16 protein-coding genes are annotated in these 17071 nt (G+C 52.0%); 10 read left to right on the forward strand and 6 right to left on the reverse strand.

The genetic code is table 11. The annotated features are described in order from the left end of the window. The first annotated feature begins 113 nt into the window (after positions 1-113). The 6 genes from EL29_RS18205 to EL29_RS18230 all read left to right on the forward strand — a co-directional run bounded on the left by EL29_RS18205 (position 114) and on the right by EL29_RS18230 (position 6184). A complete protein-coding gene (locus tag EL29_RS18205; protein ID WP_014332953.1) occupies positions 114-1124 on the forward strand; it encodes an autoinducer 2 ABC transporter substrate-binding protein in 1011 nt (336 codons plus the stop codon). 83 nt (positions 1125-1207) lie between these two features. Beyond that, entirely contained in the window at positions 1208-2692 is a 1485-nt protein-coding gene (locus EL29_RS18210; protein WP_028716101.1) for a sugar ABC transporter ATP-binding protein, read from the forward strand. After that, on the forward strand, positions 2685-3686 hold the full coding sequence (locus tag EL29_RS18215) for an ABC transporter permease (protein ID WP_014332951.1): 1002 nt from the start codon (positions 2685-2687) through the stop codon (positions 3684-3686). Before EL29_RS18210 ends, EL29_RS18215 begins: the two co-directional genes overlap by 8 nt. Beyond that, positions 3683-4726, forward strand: a complete 1044-nt coding sequence (locus tag EL29_RS18220; protein ID WP_028716102.1) for an ABC transporter permease — start codon at positions 3683-3685, stop codon at positions 4724-4726. Before EL29_RS18215 ends, EL29_RS18220 begins: the two co-directional genes overlap by 4 nt. A gap of 68 nt (positions 4727-4794) precedes the next feature. Continuing rightward, positions 4795-5694: a MurR/RpiR family transcriptional regulator gene (locus EL29_RS18225; protein ID WP_014594942.1), complete on the forward strand. Its 900-nt coding sequence runs from the start codon at positions 4795-4797 to the stop codon at positions 5692-5694. Between the two features lie 28 nt (positions 5695-5722). Then, complete coding sequence (locus EL29_RS18230; RefSeq protein WP_014332948.1) at positions 5723-6184, forward strand: OsmC family protein; 462 nt, start codon at positions 5723-5725, stop codon at positions 6182-6184. A 139-nt stretch (positions 6185-6323) separates the two neighbouring features. Here the strand turns inward: EL29_RS18230 and EL29_RS18235 are convergent, their stop codons facing one another. Then, positions 6324-7493, reverse strand: a complete 1170-nt coding sequence (locus EL29_RS18235) for an MFS transporter (protein ID WP_022623740.1) — start codon at positions 7491-7493, stop codon at positions 6324-6326. Between the two features lie 44 nt (positions 7494-7537). After that, positions 7538-8524 carry an iron-containing redox enzyme family protein gene (locus EL29_RS18240; RefSeq protein ID WP_028716104.1) on the reverse strand — a complete coding sequence of 329 codons (987 nt, stop codon included), beginning with the start codon at positions 8522-8524 and terminating at the stop codon, positions 7538-7540. A 642-nt stretch (positions 8525-9166) separates the two neighbouring features. Here EL29_RS18240 and EL29_RS18245 point away from each other — a divergent pair. From EL29_RS18245 to psrA, 4 genes are all read left to right on the forward strand, one after another. Further along, the gene (locus EL29_RS18245) at positions 9167-9355 is read left to right on the forward strand and encodes a YjfB family protein (RefSeq protein ID WP_014332946.1); all 189 of its coding nucleotides are present in this window, start codon (positions 9167-9169) and stop codon (positions 9353-9355) included. Positions 9356-9688: 333 nt separating this feature from the next. Beyond that, positions 9689-9904, forward strand: coding sequence for a YdgH/BhsA/McbA-like domain containing protein (locus tag EL29_RS18250; protein ID WP_013023962.1), 216 nt, complete (start codon positions 9689-9691; stop codon positions 9902-9904). Positions 9905-10211: 307 nt separating this feature from the next. Further along, positions 10212-11534 (forward strand): methyl-accepting chemotaxis protein, encoded by a 1323-nt coding sequence (locus EL29_RS18255; protein ID WP_028716105.1) that lies wholly within the window; start codon positions 10212-10214, stop codon positions 11532-11534. Positions 11535-11700: 166 nt separating this feature from the next. Further along, on the forward strand, positions 11701-12600 hold the full coding sequence (gene psrA / locus EL29_RS18260) for an L-proline-binding transcription factor PsrA (RefSeq protein ID WP_014332944.1): 900 nt from the start codon (positions 11701-11703) through the stop codon (positions 12598-12600). Here the strand turns inward: psrA and EL29_RS18265 are convergent. The 4 genes from EL29_RS18265 to EL29_RS18280 all read right to left on the reverse strand — a co-directional run bounded on the left by EL29_RS18265 (position 12575) and on the right by EL29_RS18280 (position 17065). Further along, complete coding sequence (locus tag EL29_RS18265; protein WP_014594946.1) at positions 12575-13381, reverse strand: substrate-binding domain-containing protein; 807 nt, start codon at positions 13379-13381, stop codon at positions 12575-12577. The genes psrA and EL29_RS18265 overlap by 26 nt on opposite strands. A 15-nt stretch (positions 13382-13396) precedes the next feature. Next, complete coding sequence (locus EL29_RS18270; RefSeq protein ID WP_014594947.1) at positions 13397-14698, reverse strand: MFS transporter; 1302 nt, start codon at positions 14696-14698, stop codon at positions 13397-13399. 501 nt (positions 14699-15199) lie between these two features. Next, on the reverse strand, positions 15200-16579 hold the full coding sequence (locus tag EL29_RS18275; protein ID WP_014594948.1) for a carbohydrate porin: 1380 nt from the start codon (positions 16577-16579) through the stop codon (positions 15200-15202). 183 nt (positions 16580-16762) lie between these two features. Beyond that, positions 16763-17065, reverse strand: coding sequence for a PTS lactose/cellobiose transporter subunit IIA (locus EL29_RS18280; RefSeq protein WP_014332939.1), 303 nt, complete (start codon positions 17063-17065; stop codon positions 16763-16765). Positions 17066-17071 lie beyond the last annotated feature (6 nt).

Consider the following 17071-nt stretch of genomic DNA (forward strand, 5'->3'; position numbering starts at 1 on the left):
ACTTTTCAGGGTTGATTATTTATTTGCTGTCGTCATTGCTGGCAGCTGACGCTTTATATCAATTTCTGACAAGAGATGATTTCATCATGTTAATGATAACCAGGGGTAGCAAAATGAATCGCCGCAATATAATTAAACTGTTAAGCATCTCTACGCTGTTATCCGTCTCAGTAAGTTTAGCCTTTCCCATGTCCGCACTGGCCTCCGAAACCAAAACCATGGTGACCGTGGTGAAAGAAGCCGGTGTGCCCTGGTTCAATATCCTTAATCAGGGATTAAAAGAGGGCGGCGAAAAAAACAATCTTAAAACCTCAATGGTGGGACCTACGCGAGCCGATCCTGCGCAGCAGGTGAAGCTGATTGAAGATTTGATTGCCAAAAAAGTTGATGTGATTGGTTTGGTTCCGCTGGATACCAAAGTCACCGCGCAGGTCGTGAAGCGTGCGCGTGATGCGGGCATCATGGTGATCACTCAGGAAGGTCCAAACCAGGAAGGCAAAACCTGGGATGTGGAGCTCATGAGCGCGAAAGCTTACGGCGAAGCACAGATGAAAGCCCTGGCGCGCGAGATGGGTGAAAAAGGGGAATATGTCGTGCTGGTCGGCACATTGACGACCACGGGTCACAATCAGTGGGCCGATGCCGCTATCGCCTACCAAAAAGAGCACTACCCGAATATGAAACTGGCCGCCGACCGTTTTCCTGGTGCGGACTTTATCGATGAATCCGAGCGGGTTACGCAGGATATTCTGAAAGCACATCCGAACGTGACGGGCATTATGTCGATGGGCTCGAACGGTCCGATCGGTGCAGGTAACGTGCTGAAAAAACGTCATCTGGAGAAAAAAATCGCCCTGGTGGGGACCACTATTCCCTCCCAGGCGCGGGCATACATTATGTCTGGTGTGATTCGTGAAGGTTTCTTGTGGAGTCCGAAAGAAGCCGGACTGGCCATGACGGATGTGGCCCGCCTCGCGCTGGATAATGCGGAATTCAAAACCGGCATGACCATTCCGGGTTTGGGGGAAGCCACTGTGGATAACGAAAACAAGGTGATCATGGTGGACCGCATCCTTCAGATCACCAAAGCCAACGTTAACGATCTCGTCAAACTCGGTCTGTAATTCTCACCATCAATGCTGCTGCTGGCCAGGTTCAACAGAACCCGGCCAGTTCCCCGTATTCTGATTAGGTAAGGGATAGTGCTATGCCTGCATTTTTACAACTCGATGGCATATCGAAAATATTCGGCGGCGTGCATGCACTTTCAGATGTCAGCCTCACGCTTGAAGAGGGCGAGGTACATTGTCTGTGCGGACAGAATGGCTGCGGTAAGTCGACGTTGATCAAAGTGATGTCTGGCGTACATCAGCCCGAGCCGGGTGGCCGTATTACGATTAGCGGAAATGAGGTTTCGCCGCTAACGCCAGTAGAAAGCACCCGTCTGGGCGTGCAGGTGATCTATCAGGACCTGCCTCTGTTCCCTAATTTAACCGTGGCGGAGAACATTGCCATCGGTCAGCATACCGGCCGCTTTAAACGGGTTAACTGGAAAAAGATTTATGAGATAGCGGCCGAAGCGGTTGCGCGCATTGGCGTTTCGCTCGACCTGAATGACAAAGTGGCTGATATCTCTATTGCTCAGCGTCAGCTGGTGGCAATTTGCCGGGCGATGGCGGCGAATGCCCGGCTGGTGATTATGGATGAACCCACCTCCTCCCTGACGCGCCATGAAGTGGACGCCTTACTGAAGCTCACCCTGCAGCTTAAACAGCGCGGCATCACGATTGTTTTTGTCAGCCATCGTCTGGATGAAGTACTGGAAATTGCCGATCGCGTGACCGTGATGCGCGATGGCGTGAAGCTGGGCACCTTTGATGCCCGCGAGATGTCAGACCGTAAACTGGCCACGCTGATGACGGGTAAAGAGTTCCATTATGAATCCGTTGCCAAAGACAGACCGCAAACCGAAACGGTGCTCGAAGTCAGCAACTTGTCCCGTAAAGGTGAGTATCGGGATATTTCGTTTGATATCCGGCGTGGCGAAATTCTCGGTCTCACCGGCCTGTTGGGGTCGGGACGCACCGAATTAGCGCTGAGCCTGTTTGGTCTGACGCGCCCACATCAGGGCGAAATAAAACTCCACGGTCATGCCGTACAAATGCGATCTAACCGCGATGCTATTGAACACGGCATTGCCTATCTGTCAGAAGATCGTCTGGGACTGGGCCTGGTACTGGAGCAGTCCATTAGCGCTAACATTACGCTTTCTGTAGTGGAGAAGCTGGTGAACAAAGCCGGACTCATTCGTGACGACCTGTATGAGCAAACGGTCAACGACGCGATTGCCTCCCTGTCTATCAAAGCCGGTAATCCCGACAACAAAGTCAAAACCCTGTCAGGCGGCAACCAGCAGCGGGTGGTGCTGGCAAAATGGCTGGCGACGCAACCCAAACTGCTGATCCTGGACAGCCCCACCGTGGGCGTCGATATTCATGCCAAAGACGGTATTTACGCCATCGTGCGGAAACTCGCCGCCAGCGGTATCGCCATCATTATGATTTCCGATGAGATTCCCGAGATTTATTATCACAGCGATCGGGTGTTAGTGATGCGCGGCGGCAGGCTTAATGGGGAATACTTCCCTGGCCGCTGCAGCGAAGAAGAATTAAAGGAGGCAGTAAATGCGTGATTTCCTCCCGCGTTTTATTCACACCCACGAATGCCGCCTGCTGGCGGTAATGACCCTGATGATTGTGTTCCTGACCGTATTCACCACGGAGTTCGCAACCTTACAAAACCTCCTGGACGTTTCAGGCGCAACAGCCTTTATTGGCATCATGGCTGCGGGCCTGCTGGTGGTGATTATTACCGGCGGCATCGATCTCTCTTTTGCGGCCACCGCCTCCATTACCCAGTATGTCGCCCTGACCTTAGCGAACAATATGGGGCTGGGCTGGGTGGGCATTTTTGCCGTTGCTATCGGCCTGGGCATCGTACTGGGTTTTATCAATGGCGTGCTGGTTAACGTGCTGCGGACCTCCGCGCTGATTATCACCATTGCAACGCTAAACGTTTTCTTCGGCATTCTGCTGACGGTGACCAGCGGCCAGGACATTTTCATGCTGCCGGACTGGTTTAACGCCGGGTTTGAACTGGTGTTCTATACCGATGCGCAAGGGGCTACCTATGCGCTGAACTTCCAGATTATCGCTCTGGTTCTGGCGTTTGTGTTGACGTGGCTGCTGCTCAACCGAAGTAACACCGGCCGACAAATCTATGCCACCGGTGGCAACCCGGATGCCGCGCAACGCGTAGGCTTCAACGTGTTCAAACTGAATATGCTGGTTTATGGCTACATGGGGGCGCTGGCTGGTCTGGCGTCGCTGGTTCAGGCACAACTTGCCCAGTCGGTTTCCCCGACGGCACTGGTTGGCAGGGAACTGGACGTGGTGGCGGCGGTGGTCATCGGCGGTGCCAGCCTGACCGGCGGTAAGGGAACCGTTCTGGGCACCGTCCTGGGCGTGGTGCTGATTGCAGTGATGCAGAATGGCCTGATCCTGCTGGGTGTTTCATCTTACTGGTCGTTGTTCAGCACCGGTCTGGTGATCATCGCCGCTATGATCATGATGGCCAGAGAAACCCGCAAACAGAACAAGCTCGTCGATGAAGGAGCAATATCATGAAGCAGACTGGCAACGTGTTGGAGCAGGTGGAAAAACGGCTGGGAACCACCAACGTCCGGCTGCTGTTTATTCTGATAGTTATGGTGATCGGTCTTGGGCTGCTTGAAGGCGACAAACTGTTTGCGGCGGCAGGTTTGCGATCGATGGGCTTCCAGCTGCCGGAACTGGGATTTCTTGCACTCGCCATGATGATTCCTATGCTTTCCGGCGGTATCGATCTTTCGATCATCGCCACCGCCAACTTGTGCGCGTTAACGGTCGCCTACACCTTGACCACCTTCATGCCTGAAATGCAGGGAGCATCAGGGGATCTGCTACAAATTGGCGCACTGCTGCTGGGCCTGGTGTTGTCAGCGCTGGTGGGTTTGCTGAATGGCGTGCTGGTGGCCTACCTGCGCGTGCCGCCGATGCTGGCGACGCTGGGCACGATGACGGCGGTGAAGGGTATTGCCATCGGATTCAGCCATGGCGATGTGATTTCCGGCTTTCCGGCGCCGATTGTGTTTATCGGGAACGGTACGGTGTTTGGCATCCCTTTTGCACTCATCATTTTTGCACTGGCGATTATTCCGTTAAGCATTTTCGTCAATAAAACCCCACTGGGCAAATCGATTGCCATGATCGGCTCCAATGAAAGAGCGGCCCATTATTCCGGCATTAACACGCGCAAAAGCCTGGTATGGGTTTATCTGATCTCGGGTTTATTTGCCGGTATCGCGGGCATTATCATGATGGCGCGTTTCGATTCGGCGAATGCGGCCTACGGTGAAAGCTACCTGCTGGTCGCTATTCTGGCTGCGGTGCTGGGCGGGGTCGATCCGCTGGGTGGATTTGGCCGGGTCAGCGGCGTGATTCTGTCGCTGCTGATTCTGCAGTTGGTGTCTACCGCCTCGATTCTGCTCGATCTTAGCCAGTTCATCACGCTCGCGTTGTGGGGCGCGATTTTGATAGTGGCATCGGGCGGTGTTGTGCTTAAAGAGTGGCACTCTGAGCGGCGGAAGCTCCGCAATAAAGCGCCTGCTGTCACACGAAAGGCGTAAGTTTTGTAAACCCTGTTGATGCATCGCCATGCCGACCATGGGGCGGCGTGGCGATCGGACCTCATGACATGATAGATTTAAAAAATAATCATCCAACAAGGTATGTCATGAGTAATCGAGCTGATGATGTCAGTGCTATAGGTCCCCGGTTACGACTAATGATCGCCTCATTAACTTCTCTTGAAGCCCGGTTGGTTCACGCCGTGTTATCAAGCGATTTTGATGAGAATGTCTCTATCAAAGCCATTGCCAGCCGTTGCGAAATGTCAGAGGCGATGGTGGTGAAGACAGCAAAGAAGCTGGGTTTCAAGGGTTTCAAAGAGTTACGCATAAAAGCAGCCCTGTATAACCGCCTGCCCATCACCGAAATGCATCAGGAGCTTTCTCCCAGCGATACCACGCGTGAGATCGTCAGTAAGGTCTTTCGCACCTCTGTTCAGGCTATTGAAGAAACACTGGCTATCCTGGATATGGCGGCCTTTGAAAAAGCCGCAGATCTGCTGGCAAACGCCCGCCAGCGAGACTTCTACGGCTTCGGCGGCTCGGCGCAAATCGCGCGGGATGCGGTGCATAAGTTTTTGCGTATCGGCACGCGGTCGGCCGCCTACGACGATCCGCATATGATGTTGATGTCGGCTGCCTTACTGAACGAACAGGATGTGGTTGTCGCCATTTCACATTCCGGCCGCACTAAAGACATTATCGAAGCGGTGAAGGCCGCGCAGCTGCAAGGCGTCCCGGTCATTGCCATTACTAATTCCATTGGTTCACCACTGGCTAACCTTGCCGATACCGTTATCTGCTCGACCGCCCAGGGCTCGCCGCTGACCGGTGAAAACGCGGCTGCGCGCATCGCGCAGTTAAATATCCTGGACGCGCTGTTCGTTGTCGTCGCGCAGCGTGACTATGCCCAGGCCGAACGCCAACTGGGCCGCACGATGCTGGCCGTTGCCCATAAACGCAAATAGCGATAACCACTTTTCACAGGAGCCTCGAATGGCAACACGGGAGCATCATTATCAGGTCAACGTGCGCTGGACGGGTAATCGCGGCGCCGGGACGCAGTCTTACACGGCCTATGACCGAAACGGCGAACTGTCCGGTGAAGGTAAAGCCACGGTCGCACTTAGTGCCGATCCGGCATTTCGTGGTGATGCCGCGCGCTGGAATCCAGAGGAGCTCTTGCTGGCGTCAGTATCGGCCTGCCATAAGCTGTGGTATCTGCATCTTTGCGCCGATGCCGGCATTATTATTGACGCTTATGAGGATTCAGCTGAAGGCACCATGGTCGAAGGGGATCGTGGCCATTTTACCCGCATTACGCTAAAACCCAGAGTGGCGCTGCGTAATAAAGATGATGTAGCCCGAGCCGAAGCACTGCATCATCACGCCCACGAAGCCTGTTTTATCGCAAATTCACTGAATTTTCCGGTGAGTTTTGAACCGATGTTTGTTTAAGAATACAGGGCAACGTCTCAGTTAAAACAGATACTGATTCAACGCTTTTGTCAGCCATGGTTGCGCGCCATGCCAGAGCAGGCGATTGGCGCTTAACGCCTTGATGTGATCAGGCTTCGGCACCGATCTCCGTTTTCCTTTAGCGCCCATTTTCTGTTGCATTACTCACGGCGATCGTTGATGTCGGAACCCGTCGTACCGCTGTAATCAGCATCAGAACCACGATATTAAGACCAATGACACTTTCCCAGGCCAGCCAGAATCCCAGTCGATCGGCCATAAAGCTTAATCCCAAGCCTAATACCGTTGAGAGACAGATAAATACAATCTCGTTAAAGGAGAGGATACGAGCCAGCGCCTGGCTGTCTGACTGGGTCATGATCAGTGTGTTTCGTCTTACCCTGATGTGGCAATGGCAGAAGGCGATAAGGAAAAGGCACGCATATACGGCGCTGAGGGTTTTAAAGAGTAAAGGAAGCAGTAAACCCAGGGTAAACACCGTGCCAAAAAGCAGATATACAGATTTCAGGGTCGGCAGATAGCGCTGAGAATTTAACATGCTACCCGCAATTGCGCCCAGCCCGTAAGGAACCACCAGAATCGCGTATGCGCTCACTGGGGCACCGATCTGTGTAAACAGCGCAGGATATAAGGCATTTAGAAACACCACACAGATATATGGAAACAAAGAAAGCAGTTCTACAACGCGTTTTTGTTCCCCCAGAAAGAAATCATAACCTTTAACATACATGCCACCTTTTAACGTTTTATGGCTTTCAGGTTCAGCGCCGCTGACATTATCCACCGGAATAAAAACGTTAATCAGTAATGACAGCGTGAAGCAGAGAAGCATAACCAAGCACACGTTGTGAATAGATTTGTCCTGAAGGATAAAAAACGCCACGCCCCCTGAAAGAAACGTTATTCCCTGCCTGACCATTTCCAACAATCGGTTCGCGTGGTAAAGCTTTTGCTCAGGCAACACCTTTTTCATATAGGTGGCGCGAATGACCTGATCAGAGGCGCGAATCAACGTAAATACGGATGTGGATAACAAAATGACCGTAAACGAAAGGAGGGCACTGAGCTCGCCTGGATTGATTAAAAAAAAGGCCAGAGCGTTGATGGCGCCCAGGACATACATAATCGTCAGCATCCGCTTACATGTCGTTTTATCCGTTATATGTCCAATGAAGGGCAGAGCAAAGAACGTGATGATGTAGCCCGATGACAAGACCGTTGAGACCAGCAAACTCGACCCGAATGTACTCTCAATAAACCAGGCGATGGCAGTAAAAAACACTGCCATTGAAACACCTGACGTAAGCGCCGAGAGCAGGACAGGAAACATAGTCAAATCCCGAAGTAGTCGACCCGCTGCCGAGGAATATAGTTACCTTCTTTCGAATAATACTCCTCAATTTCAAGGCACTGAAGATCGATGGCATGCTTGATATCGTGTAGGGCATTCAGTATGAAGGACGTTTCTTCCATGTTAGCCAGGGTAACAAGATGCAGATGATCGTCCAGAAGACGTGAATGGCCTAATTCATAATCAATTTGAGAGTGTTTGAAGAAAGGTTCAAGAGTTCCAGGCTGAAGATCGTAATGGCTATTAATGTCCTGAATGGCATTTTTCACCTCAGTCTCGTCAAAATCGTGAGACTCGATCACTTTTGCAATCAGAAAGACCGTCGAGGGATGTGTTATGAACAGCGCCTTCATCATATTAATCAAATTCAGTGTTGAAACGAGCGGAATGGCATTTTCAACTTCTTCCTGCTTCATACCCAATTTAATTAGAGTTTCTAATATGAATGATTCGTGGCCAGTTTCCTGTAGCTTATAAGTCATCAGTACAGACTGAAGTTCAGGGTTGTCTGTACTCTTAATGGCGACGTTAATGATGTCCGGAAAGGCCTTAATGTAATGCCAGGTTTCTATGAAGAAGCCTGTCAGAACGTTACGGTGCGTATCGCCATAAAGAAATTTATTGAACAGATGCGTTTCTTCAACCTGCTCGGCCCACATTTCACATGCCTGAATTGTTTTTTCAAGGATGTCTTCATTGTGCGGTTTTTTTTCGTTTCTGAGCATCCCAATATCGCTAAGAGAAGTCACCATCTCCTCAATGCGCTGAACGGGAACGTTGGTTTTTTTAGCAATGTCAGCGATGGTATTATGGCCGGTGCAGTAACCACGTATTTTATAAAAATCTTGCGCATCCCCTTGTTCTACTTCGTATAGCCCACCCGTGAAGCGAAGGTAGTGCTCACCATCTTCGTTAGTGGTCCAGAGGTTATGAACAAATTTGGGTGAGGTTTGATAATTTTTTTGCATGGCATTTTTTCCTTCAGCGCGGACAGCAGGGCCGGTGCAAACGACCGGCCCCGATTTTTATATGCATGGGTTAGCCGCAGGTTGCGCCGCCCAGTTTTTTCGTGGATTTCTTGCTAACTTTTTTCAGTTTCATGGTTAGTTCCTCTGTTTAGGATCGGTAAGCCTGATAACAGGCGTTCAGATTGTTTACATAAACTGATGTTTTGGTAAAGTTACTGTACGTTTTTTTGTTGGAAATATTAGACATACTTCTCATTTATGCAGGATTCTGACTGGTTGAATCGCAGTAATTCTGCGCATCAGGTCGCGTTGGGATAAGGATGACTTTTGGTGGAGGTGATGCTGCCGGGACGGGGTTGAAGACAGGCAAGGTCGACAGGGGTTCTTAACTCGACGCGGGGCGCGGTCAGGAAGGCATGAGCGTGGGATGAAACGAGACGAGAGTTGACGACATGTATCATTTCCGTCTGAGGGTTAGCGCGAATCATTGTTCTGTCGGCGTCCAGAGGTCGTGCTTAAAAAAACACCGACCATCCTCAAGTTTATCTCATCATTGCCGATACTTTATGCGCAACTGGCGAAATCCGTCGCCGGTATTATGTGACCCCCATTCGGGGCTCAGTCAACATAAGGAGCAACTGCATGGATATTCAGCAACTCACAACGCTGTCTGCAGGGTTGGAGCAATGGCAGGCACGTGGTGAAGCCAATGCGACGCTGTTAAAGAAAACCCTGAACCAACAGGCAGATACCATCACGACACTGGTTGAAGGCGTCACCGCGCTTCCTGCTAACCCGGCGGTAGGGCGCAATATCAACACCACCGCCTGACGGATCCCCCGGGCGGCTTTTGTTGTGTCGCCCGTTTTAAATGCACCACGCAATCAATTGTTTTGCGTTGAGTGTGCCCGGCTAACCGCCTTCTCAACGCCTCCATGACAAGCAACTCATCCCTCATCCGCTTTCTAAAACCTGCTATGGCAACCATTACCCATGTTCTTCAGTCAATCCGGCAGAACCAAAAGCAGCAAAGCGCTATCAGTGCGATAGATAGCATGATCACAATAACGGCACTTATTGTTAACTATGTATTAATAACAGTGGTTATCATTATCCCCATCGAAAGCGAACCGCTTTCCCGCTTACAAGATAAGGAACAGGATTATGAAAACCATGAAAACACTTTCACTTGCCGCCGTTGCTGCGCTCTCACTGATGTCAGCTTCCGCTTTTGCACAAACCGTTACCGCCACCGGTTCAACGCTCGATGGCACAGAAGCGAAAATTGCTGCCCAGGCTGAGCAGCAGGGCGCACAGTATAAAATCATCGAAGCCAATACCAACGATCGTGTTCACATGACTGCTGAGCTGTATAAATAACAGCGTTATGTTGAGCAAAGCGAAAGAGCTGCCTGATGGCAGCTTTTTTTTTGGGCTTTTATCGCGGACGATGAGAACGTCTTCTTTCGCCGATAGCGCGATTGACCTGAAGTGCACATGTTTCTCAGCACAATGACAGTTTTCCCCTTTTAACGCGGTCATCAGGCAGCGCTGCGTCCGGTATTCAGCCCTGTATCGAAGTTATTAACCTTGTCACAATCTGTTGCTTGTTTATTCGCCATTGTCTCAAGCCCGTTCTTTATCCTGCCGATAACTCATCCAGACCACTCAATATGGCAGTATAAAAATGACAATATTAAAAAAACTATTTTCTGTTTTTCCTAAACACCAGCATAAACACGCCGCCGATTCGCTCAGAGCACTGGACGATGCGGTTCCGATCATCGAATTTACCCCAGATGGCATCATTCTTCGCGCAAATGCCCTGTTTCTGAGCAAGATGGGTTACGACGCGAAAGAGATTGTGGGTCGTCACCACAGTATGTTTTGCCCGCCATCAATGGTGAACTCAGCCGAGTACCGCCAGTTCTGGCTGCGCCTTGCCAGCGGCAAGAGCTTTAGTGGTAAATACCTGCGCCTGGGCAAAGACAGCCATCCGGTCTGGCTGGAAGCCAGCTATGTGTCAGTAAAAGACAAACATGGCCGCGTCATCAAGGTGATTAAGCTGGCAGCAGATATCTCCGAGCGTATCAGTGAGGCACAGCAGCAGGATGCGCTGGTGCAGGCCATCAGCCGTTCAATGGCGGTCATCGCGTTTAATAAAGCCGGTGAAGTGCTGGAGGTAAATGAAAACTTCCTCAAAGCAACGGGCTACAAGGCAGACAAGGTACTGGGCAGGCATCACCGGATGTTCTGCTCTGAGGAGCTGCGTAACAGCCAGGAATATCAGCAGTTTTGGCAGCGTCTGAATCAGGGAGAATTTTTCTCTGGGCAGTATCCGCGGCTCAATCGTAATGGCGAAACTATCTGGCTGCGCGCAACCTATAATCCGGTTTTTGATGCAGAGGGGCGGATGTACAAGATTGTCAAATTCGCCAGTGACGTCACCGAGCAGGTATTGCAGAACCAGCAGGAAAATGAGGCGGCTCAACACGCGTGGAAGATGGCGCAGCAAACCCGCGAAAGCTCGGTAACGGGCGCGGATGTGATTGAAGACAGCGTCAGAACGATGGCCGAAATTGCGAAAGAGATGAACAGCGTATCCGCAGATGTCTTTGGCTTAAACGGACAGTCGGATCGTATTGCTGATATGGTACATACCATTCGCAACATCGCCGAGCAGACGCGTTTCATCGCCCTGAATGCGGCAATAGAGGCGGCCAGGGCCGGCACGTCCGGACGCAGTTTCGCCATTGTGGCAGCTGAAGTCCGGACCCTGGCGGCCCGAATTAATGAAGCAACCGAAGAGATAGGGCGCGTGGTGTCCAGCAATAATCAGCTGGCCAAAAAGGTGCTGGAAGATATCGAAAATAACCTGAAAAACACGGCTCGCGGCGTTAATTTGATGCGTCAGGCCGGAGAGGTGATAGCCAGCATTCAGAGTAATTCAGCGCGAGCCGAGGAAGCGGTCAGAAACGTGTCTCGTTCAGCGTCGCCGCGTGTCGCGTAGTTTTTGTTATGCCGGATCGCCTGTTTGCACAGGCGATCCCCCTTTTGACCTGCCGTTTTCTGTTACCCGTCCCGTCAACATTTCACTTTGTTTGCCGCCATTCGATAAGGCACTATGAGTTCCCTCTGTCTTTGCTTCTCCATCGTTGAAAGGAACGTCAGCCGCTATGCCCGTTAATTTCGATCTTAACGATCTCTATGCGTTTCGCGCATTGGTCGAATATGGCAATTTCCGTATTGCAGCGGAATCCATCTGCCTGTCTCAGTCGGCGCTGAGCCGCAGGATCGAGAAGCTTGAAACGGCACTGGGAATCAGGCTGTTTGACAGAACCACTCGCCGGGTCACGCTGACGCTTTATGGTCAGACGTTTGCCGCACGTTCAGAGCAGCTTCTGATCAACTTTGAAGAAGTTATGGCGGATATCAGTAAAGTCAGTCAGGACAGAACAGGCCTGGTGACGGTGGCCACAGTGCCGTCTGCTGCCTATTACTTTATGCCGGATGTGATCCGCCGCTTTCAGGCCCGCTATCCCAGAGTACGTGTCAAAATCATTGACAGTAGCGCAGGCAACGTCATAGAGGCCGTCACCAGCGGTCAGGCAGATTTTGGCATTTGCTTCTCGGGTAATCCGCCGCCTGACACTGAATTTTTACCGCTGGTTGAGGATGTTTACGTGGTTGCCTGTCGGCACGATCATCCTCTTGCCAGCCGTAAAAGTCTGACGTGGCAAGAGTTTTATCAGCAGGATTACGTGGGGCTGGATAAAACTTCAGGCAATCGTAACCTACTTGATTCCGCGCTGGGCCATGTCGTTCCCGCGCGTCCGAGTATCTGCGAAACCCGGCATGTCACAACCATGTTAGGGATGGTTGAAGCGGGAATCGGCATTGCTGCCGTTCCCGCGATGTCGATGCCGTCATCAGGCCATTCGGTGCTGGTTCATCTGCCGCTTACCGATCCGGTAGTGAAACGCACCGTTGGCCTGATCCGGCGCAGCGGACGCATTCAGTCCTACATTGCCGCTGAACTGGAAAAGCTAATTACTGAACGGTATCACTCTGCTTAGCAGGCTGCTGCGCTTTGACCGAGTGCAGGCCCGTGGCATGGACCACTTCCTGAGCCGGAGCTGACGCCAGGAAATCAAGTAGCGCTTTGCCTTCCTCTGGATGCTCAGCTTTGGCTGGCACGGCGCCGGCAAATCGGGTGATGTACTGCACGTCGTCAGGCAGTTCGCCTACAAAGGTCACGCCCGGCACCGGCAGGAGCTCACTCACCTGCTGGAAGCCCAGCGCATAGTGGCCTTTTGCCACTTCAGACGCCACCGGAATGCGCTCCACTTCGTGGGCTTTGCCTTTGACCTTGTCTTCAATGCCTAACTTTTTAAACAACTGATTGCTAACGTATTGACCGCTGGCGCTGTCGGAATAGGCAATGGATTTAGCATTCAGCAGGGTTTTACGCAGTGTGTCATCCGTTTTGATATCGGGTTTGGCATCTCCCTTCTTCACCACAATGCCGATCGGCGAATCGGCCAGCTCAACGCGTGAACCTGGTTTGATCCACCGGTCTTTTTCCAGCTGACTGAGCGCATCGCCCACCATAATCACCACGTCGGCTTTTTCCCCGCGCGCCAGTCGGTTGGGGATCGCCTGCGGGGTTTTGCCCATGGAAGGCCCGGACACCAGAATAATTTTATCGCCACTTTTCGCTTCAAACTGAGGCGTCAGTTTTTCCAGCGCGGCTTTGAAGCCGCCAGAAATCATCACGGTCACATCTTTTGCCAGCACCGCGGTGCTGACCGACGAAAGAACCAACGTGGCAAGGAGTGAACGGTAAATTATTTTCATTATGTAAGCCCTGACTTAATGTTTAACGGCGGTTTGCAGATTGACCGTGCTGCGACGGTACAGGTACAGCGTTGCCAGTAAGGCGCAGACGGCAGCGAAGCTCATCCAGTAACCCGGAGAGGCTTTATCGCCGGTGTACTCAATTAATGCTGTTGAAATCACCGGCGTGAATCCGCCAAAGATGGCGGTCGCGAGGCTGTAAGCCAGTGAAAAGCCTGCTACTCGCACCTCAGCTGGCATGATCTCGGTAAGTGCCGGAATCATCGCGCCGTTGTACAGGCCATAAATAAATGACAGCCACAGCAGGACAGTGAGCATCATAGAGAAGCTGGGGGCAGCAGCCAGCATCGTCAGGGCAGGATACGCGGTCGCCAGCGCGATCAGCGTCATGCTGACCAGGACGGGTTTACGTCCAAAACGGTCAGACAGCGCCCCGCCAACCGGCAGCCACAAAAAGTTAGAGATGGCGACCAGCAGCGTAACCAGCAGGCTGTCCGAGGCGCTGAGCATCAGCACTTTCTTGCCGAAAGTAGGCGCATAAACGGTGATCAGATAGAACGCGGTGGTGGTCATCGCCACCATCAGCATGCCGGCAATCACAACCTGCCAGTTGGCCAGAAGGGTTTTAAACACGTCGCGCATCGCCAGGTGATGACGACGGGCGTTAAATTCCTGGGTTTCTTCGAGCTTGCGGCGCAGAAAGAAAATGAAAGGCACAATCATGCAGCCAAACAGGAACGGAATGCGCCAGCCCCACTCACGAATCGCGCTCTCTTCCAGCACGGCATTCAGGGCAAAACCCATCGCGGCGGCAACCATAATGGCAACCTGCTGGCTACCGGACTGCCAGCTGGTGTAAAAGCCTTTACGGCCCGGCGTGGCGATCTCAGCCAGATAAACGGAAACGCCGCCCAGTTCGGCTCCGGCAGAGAAACCCTGTAACAGGCGGCCGGTTAACACCAGCATCGGTGCCCAAAGCCCAATGCTTTGGTAAGACGGAATCAGGACGATCAGGAAGGTGCCCGCCGCCATAATTGACAGGGTAACAATCAGACCTTTACGTCGGCCGACCTTATCAATGTATGCGCCCAGCACTACAGCACCAATGGGGCGCATCAGGAAACCCGCGCCGAACACGGCAAAGGTCATCATCAGTGAGGCAAATTCACTGCTCGCAGGAAAGAAGGTGTGAGCAATATAGGTGGCATAAAAGCCGAACAGGAAAAAGTCGAACTGCTCCAGAAAGTTGCCTGAGGTAACACGTAATATGGCGCCGGTTCGGGCGCGGGTGGTCATAGGTGAAGTCGAGGAATGCATCGGTATCTCCAGTTTATCATTGACGCTTTTTGCCGCGTCTGTTGCTGAAGACTGGATCAGGAAAATAAAGTAAATAAGCGCAATAAACTCATCGACTAATGCGTACTGTGCATCAATAACCCTAAGCCATTACCTGAGGCTATGTGTAACAAGCCTTTAACAACATGGCGGGATAAACGGTCACCGGTAAACACGGAAAAACGGAATGCGTGTTTTGTGACAAGGTTCATACGGGTTTTTGAAGGCGAGCGGGCAGCGTAACGCGATTGTCAGGTTTTATCGGGCGTGCCGGGCGCTGGCCTGGCAGGAGCTAAACTCGCAGCCCGTGGACCTGATCTCCCGCCCTTACCTGAGACCGCCAGGGGATGACAACATGCCGTTTGCAACGCGCCAATGCCGATCGGCCCTATACGGGAACCTCCGATCGGCAATGGGTTATCGTTGTTGGAGACAGAATGCGCGTCTGTTATCCGCAGGATGAGATCACTGTTAGGGTTATGCCTAAAACCAGGCTTCCCACATCGCGCCTAGATTAAAGTCGTCCAGTATTTCGTTCTCCCTGCCGTTCACGCGAGCGGTGCGCGCATTGTCCACTTTGCCCCCGGTGACATAGAAGCGCAGCATAGGACGAAACTCCGGCCCCATGGCAATGGCGATATTTTGCGACAGAGTCAGCTTCCAGCCATGGTTACTGCCGCCTTCATCGTAGTTAACGCGCTGATAACCGGCTTCCAGCCAGGTGGAATGGACGTCATTCCAGAAATACATTGGGCGGACAATTGCGGCGTAGTTCTTCCGGTTATCGCTTTTCAGCCGACTGTTATCGTAGTCGTGATAACCCAACAAATACTCGACCTGTGCCTGCGGGCTAAACAGATGCTTACCCTCAAAGCTGGTATACACAGTGCTGAGGCCCTCGGTTTTGCTGTAAACGCTGTTATCCGAATTGTCAGAATAGCGGGCAATCACTTTATTCACGCCATGGTCGTTAGTGTGGCTCAGTACAAACGCACCCTGCCAGGCTTTCAGGCGGTCCTCACTGTCTACGGCTTTAGAGTCGAAACCGTAATTAGCGTACAGCTCCAGATCGAGTGCGCCCAGCTTGATGCCGTGAATTTTAGAGGTGGCAGCGTAGTTGCCTTTATCCCCGGTACCTGAACCTCCCGTACAGGTGATGCGCGAGGGATTAGACTCATCGCTGAGCACTTCAGGGCTACAGGATTCCACGGCAGCGACGGCGGCCACGTCAAATTTTATCCCGCCCACATCGAAGTTCTTCACGCCCGCGCCTTGGCCATCATGGTTCATCCAGAAATAATCATTGATGTTCTGCTGCGGGCGCTGATGAAAGTCCCGTCCGGCCCAGAGATAAGCATCAGGATTTGATGCAAGCACATTCGTCACGCCGGCATAGGCCTTTTTCAGATTCACCTCGTCGCCCCAGTGATCGATCATCACATTGACATCCCAGATAGCCCCACTTTGGCTTTTAAACGCCTTTGAGAGCTGGAATTCGCCACCGTTGCCTTCGTTGCCCAGACGGCCAATGCCGGAGGCACCGTTATAAGAACCGTCCACGGCTACATATTTCTGATCGCCGCTTTGATAGTGCGCACCGTAGCGCGCATAGCCGCTGAACGTGACGCCAAAGGGGATTGCCATATCCGGTGACTGGGCCGGGCTTTGCGGGTCGGTCACCACGTCCGTTTTTTTCGCTACGGCCGCATCCATTTTCGCCTGACGTTCGGCCAGGGCTTTATCAACGGCTTTGGCGACGATGGCGTCGATCTGTTCCTGCGTAAACTCCTGTGCAGCGGCGACGGCAGGGCACAGCGCGGCGATCACCGCCAGAGGTAATGGAAGTTTTCGAATAATATTCATGGCTATCTCGTTTGCACAGCGTTATTCGGGTTGATGATGTTCAACCCGAATAACGACGTGTGTTAATGATCAGACAATAACCATCCTGCGCGGGTTTATTGATGACCAGGGCAAGTTGATTTTTATATTATGTTATTTCCAGAGGTTTTTTGTTTTTCAGCCGATCTCCTGTCATGTTTTTTATTAACGTTGGTAGAGATAAACAATTTCTTCTGCCAGTTCACGTGCCAGCATTGAGGTCATTAAATGATCCTGAGCATGGACCATAATTAAGGTCATTGGCTGGCGGGCTTCACCTGCGTCCTGCTCTATTAATCGGGTTTGCATTTGATGCGCGGTGCGGGAATAGTCGTCGGCCTCCTTTAGCCGGGCTTTTGCCTCATCAACGTCACCCTTTCGCGCTGCCTGAAGGGCTTCAAAGCACAGGCTGCGGGCATGCCCGGCATTGACAATAATCGTCATTACCGCGTCTTCAAGTTCAATCATGATCGT

The organism is Pantoea ananatis LMG 2665 (assembly GCF_000710035.2).
In the GTDB taxonomy this organism is placed as follows: domain Bacteria; phylum Pseudomonadota; class Gammaproteobacteria; order Enterobacterales; family Enterobacteriaceae; genus Pantoea; species Pantoea ananatis.

Excerpts from the sequence above, each read along its gene's own strand:
- EL29_RS18205 (WP_014332953.1), top strand. The coding sequence starts at position 114 with ATGAATCGCCGCAATATAATTAAACTGTTAAGCATCTCTACGCTGTTA.
- EL29_RS18255 (WP_028716105.1), top strand. The coding sequence starts at position 10,212 with ATGACAATATTAAAAAAACTATTTTCTGTTTTTCCTAAACACCAGCAT.
- EL29_RS18220 (WP_028716102.1), top strand. The coding sequence starts at position 3,683 with ATGAAGCAGACTGGCAACGTGTTGGAGCAGGTGGAAAAACGGCTGGGA.
- EL29_RS18215 (WP_014332951.1), top strand. The coding sequence starts at position 2,685 with ATGCGTGATTTCCTCCCGCGTTTTATTCACACCCACGAATGCCGCCTG.
- EL29_RS18265 (WP_014594946.1), bottom strand. The coding sequence starts at position 13,381 with ATGAAAATAATTTACCGTTCACTCCTTGCCACGTTGGTTCTTTCGTCG.
- psrA (WP_014332944.1), top strand. The coding sequence starts at position 11,701 with ATGCCCGTTAATTTCGATCTTAACGATCTCTATGCGTTTCGCGCATTG.
- EL29_RS18240 (WP_028716104.1), bottom strand. The coding sequence starts at position 8,524 with ATGCAAAAAAATTATCAAACCTCACCCAAATTTGTTCATAACCTCTGG.
- EL29_RS18230 (WP_014332948.1), top strand. The coding sequence starts at position 5,723 with ATGGCAACACGGGAGCATCATTATCAGGTCAACGTGCGCTGGACGGGT.
- EL29_RS18270 (WP_014594947.1), bottom strand. The coding sequence starts at position 14,698 with ATGCATTCCTCGACTTCACCTATGACCACCCGCGCCCGAACCGGCGCC.
- EL29_RS18210 (WP_028716101.1), top strand. The coding sequence starts at position 1,208 with ATGCCTGCATTTTTACAACTCGATGGCATATCGAAAATATTCGGCGGC.
- EL29_RS18250 (WP_013023962.1), top strand. The coding sequence starts at position 9,689 with ATGAAAACCATGAAAACACTTTCACTTGCCGCCGTTGCTGCGCTCTCA.
- EL29_RS18235 (WP_022623740.1), bottom strand. The coding sequence starts at position 7,493 with ATGGCAGTGTTTTTTACTGCCATCGCCTGGTTTATTGAGAGTACATTC.
- EL29_RS18280 (WP_014332939.1), bottom strand. The coding sequence starts at position 17,065 with ATGATTGAACTTGAAGACGCGGTAATGACGATTATTGTCAATGCCGGG.
- EL29_RS18245 (WP_014332946.1), top strand. The coding sequence starts at position 9,167 with ATGGATATTCAGCAACTCACAACGCTGTCTGCAGGGTTGGAGCAATGG.
- EL29_RS18225 (WP_014594942.1), top strand. The coding sequence starts at position 4,795 with ATGATAGATTTAAAAAATAATCATCCAACAAGGTATGTCATGAGTAAT.
- EL29_RS18275 (WP_014594948.1), bottom strand. The coding sequence starts at position 16,579 with ATGAATATTATTCGAAAACTTCCATTACCTCTGGCGGTGATCGCCGCG.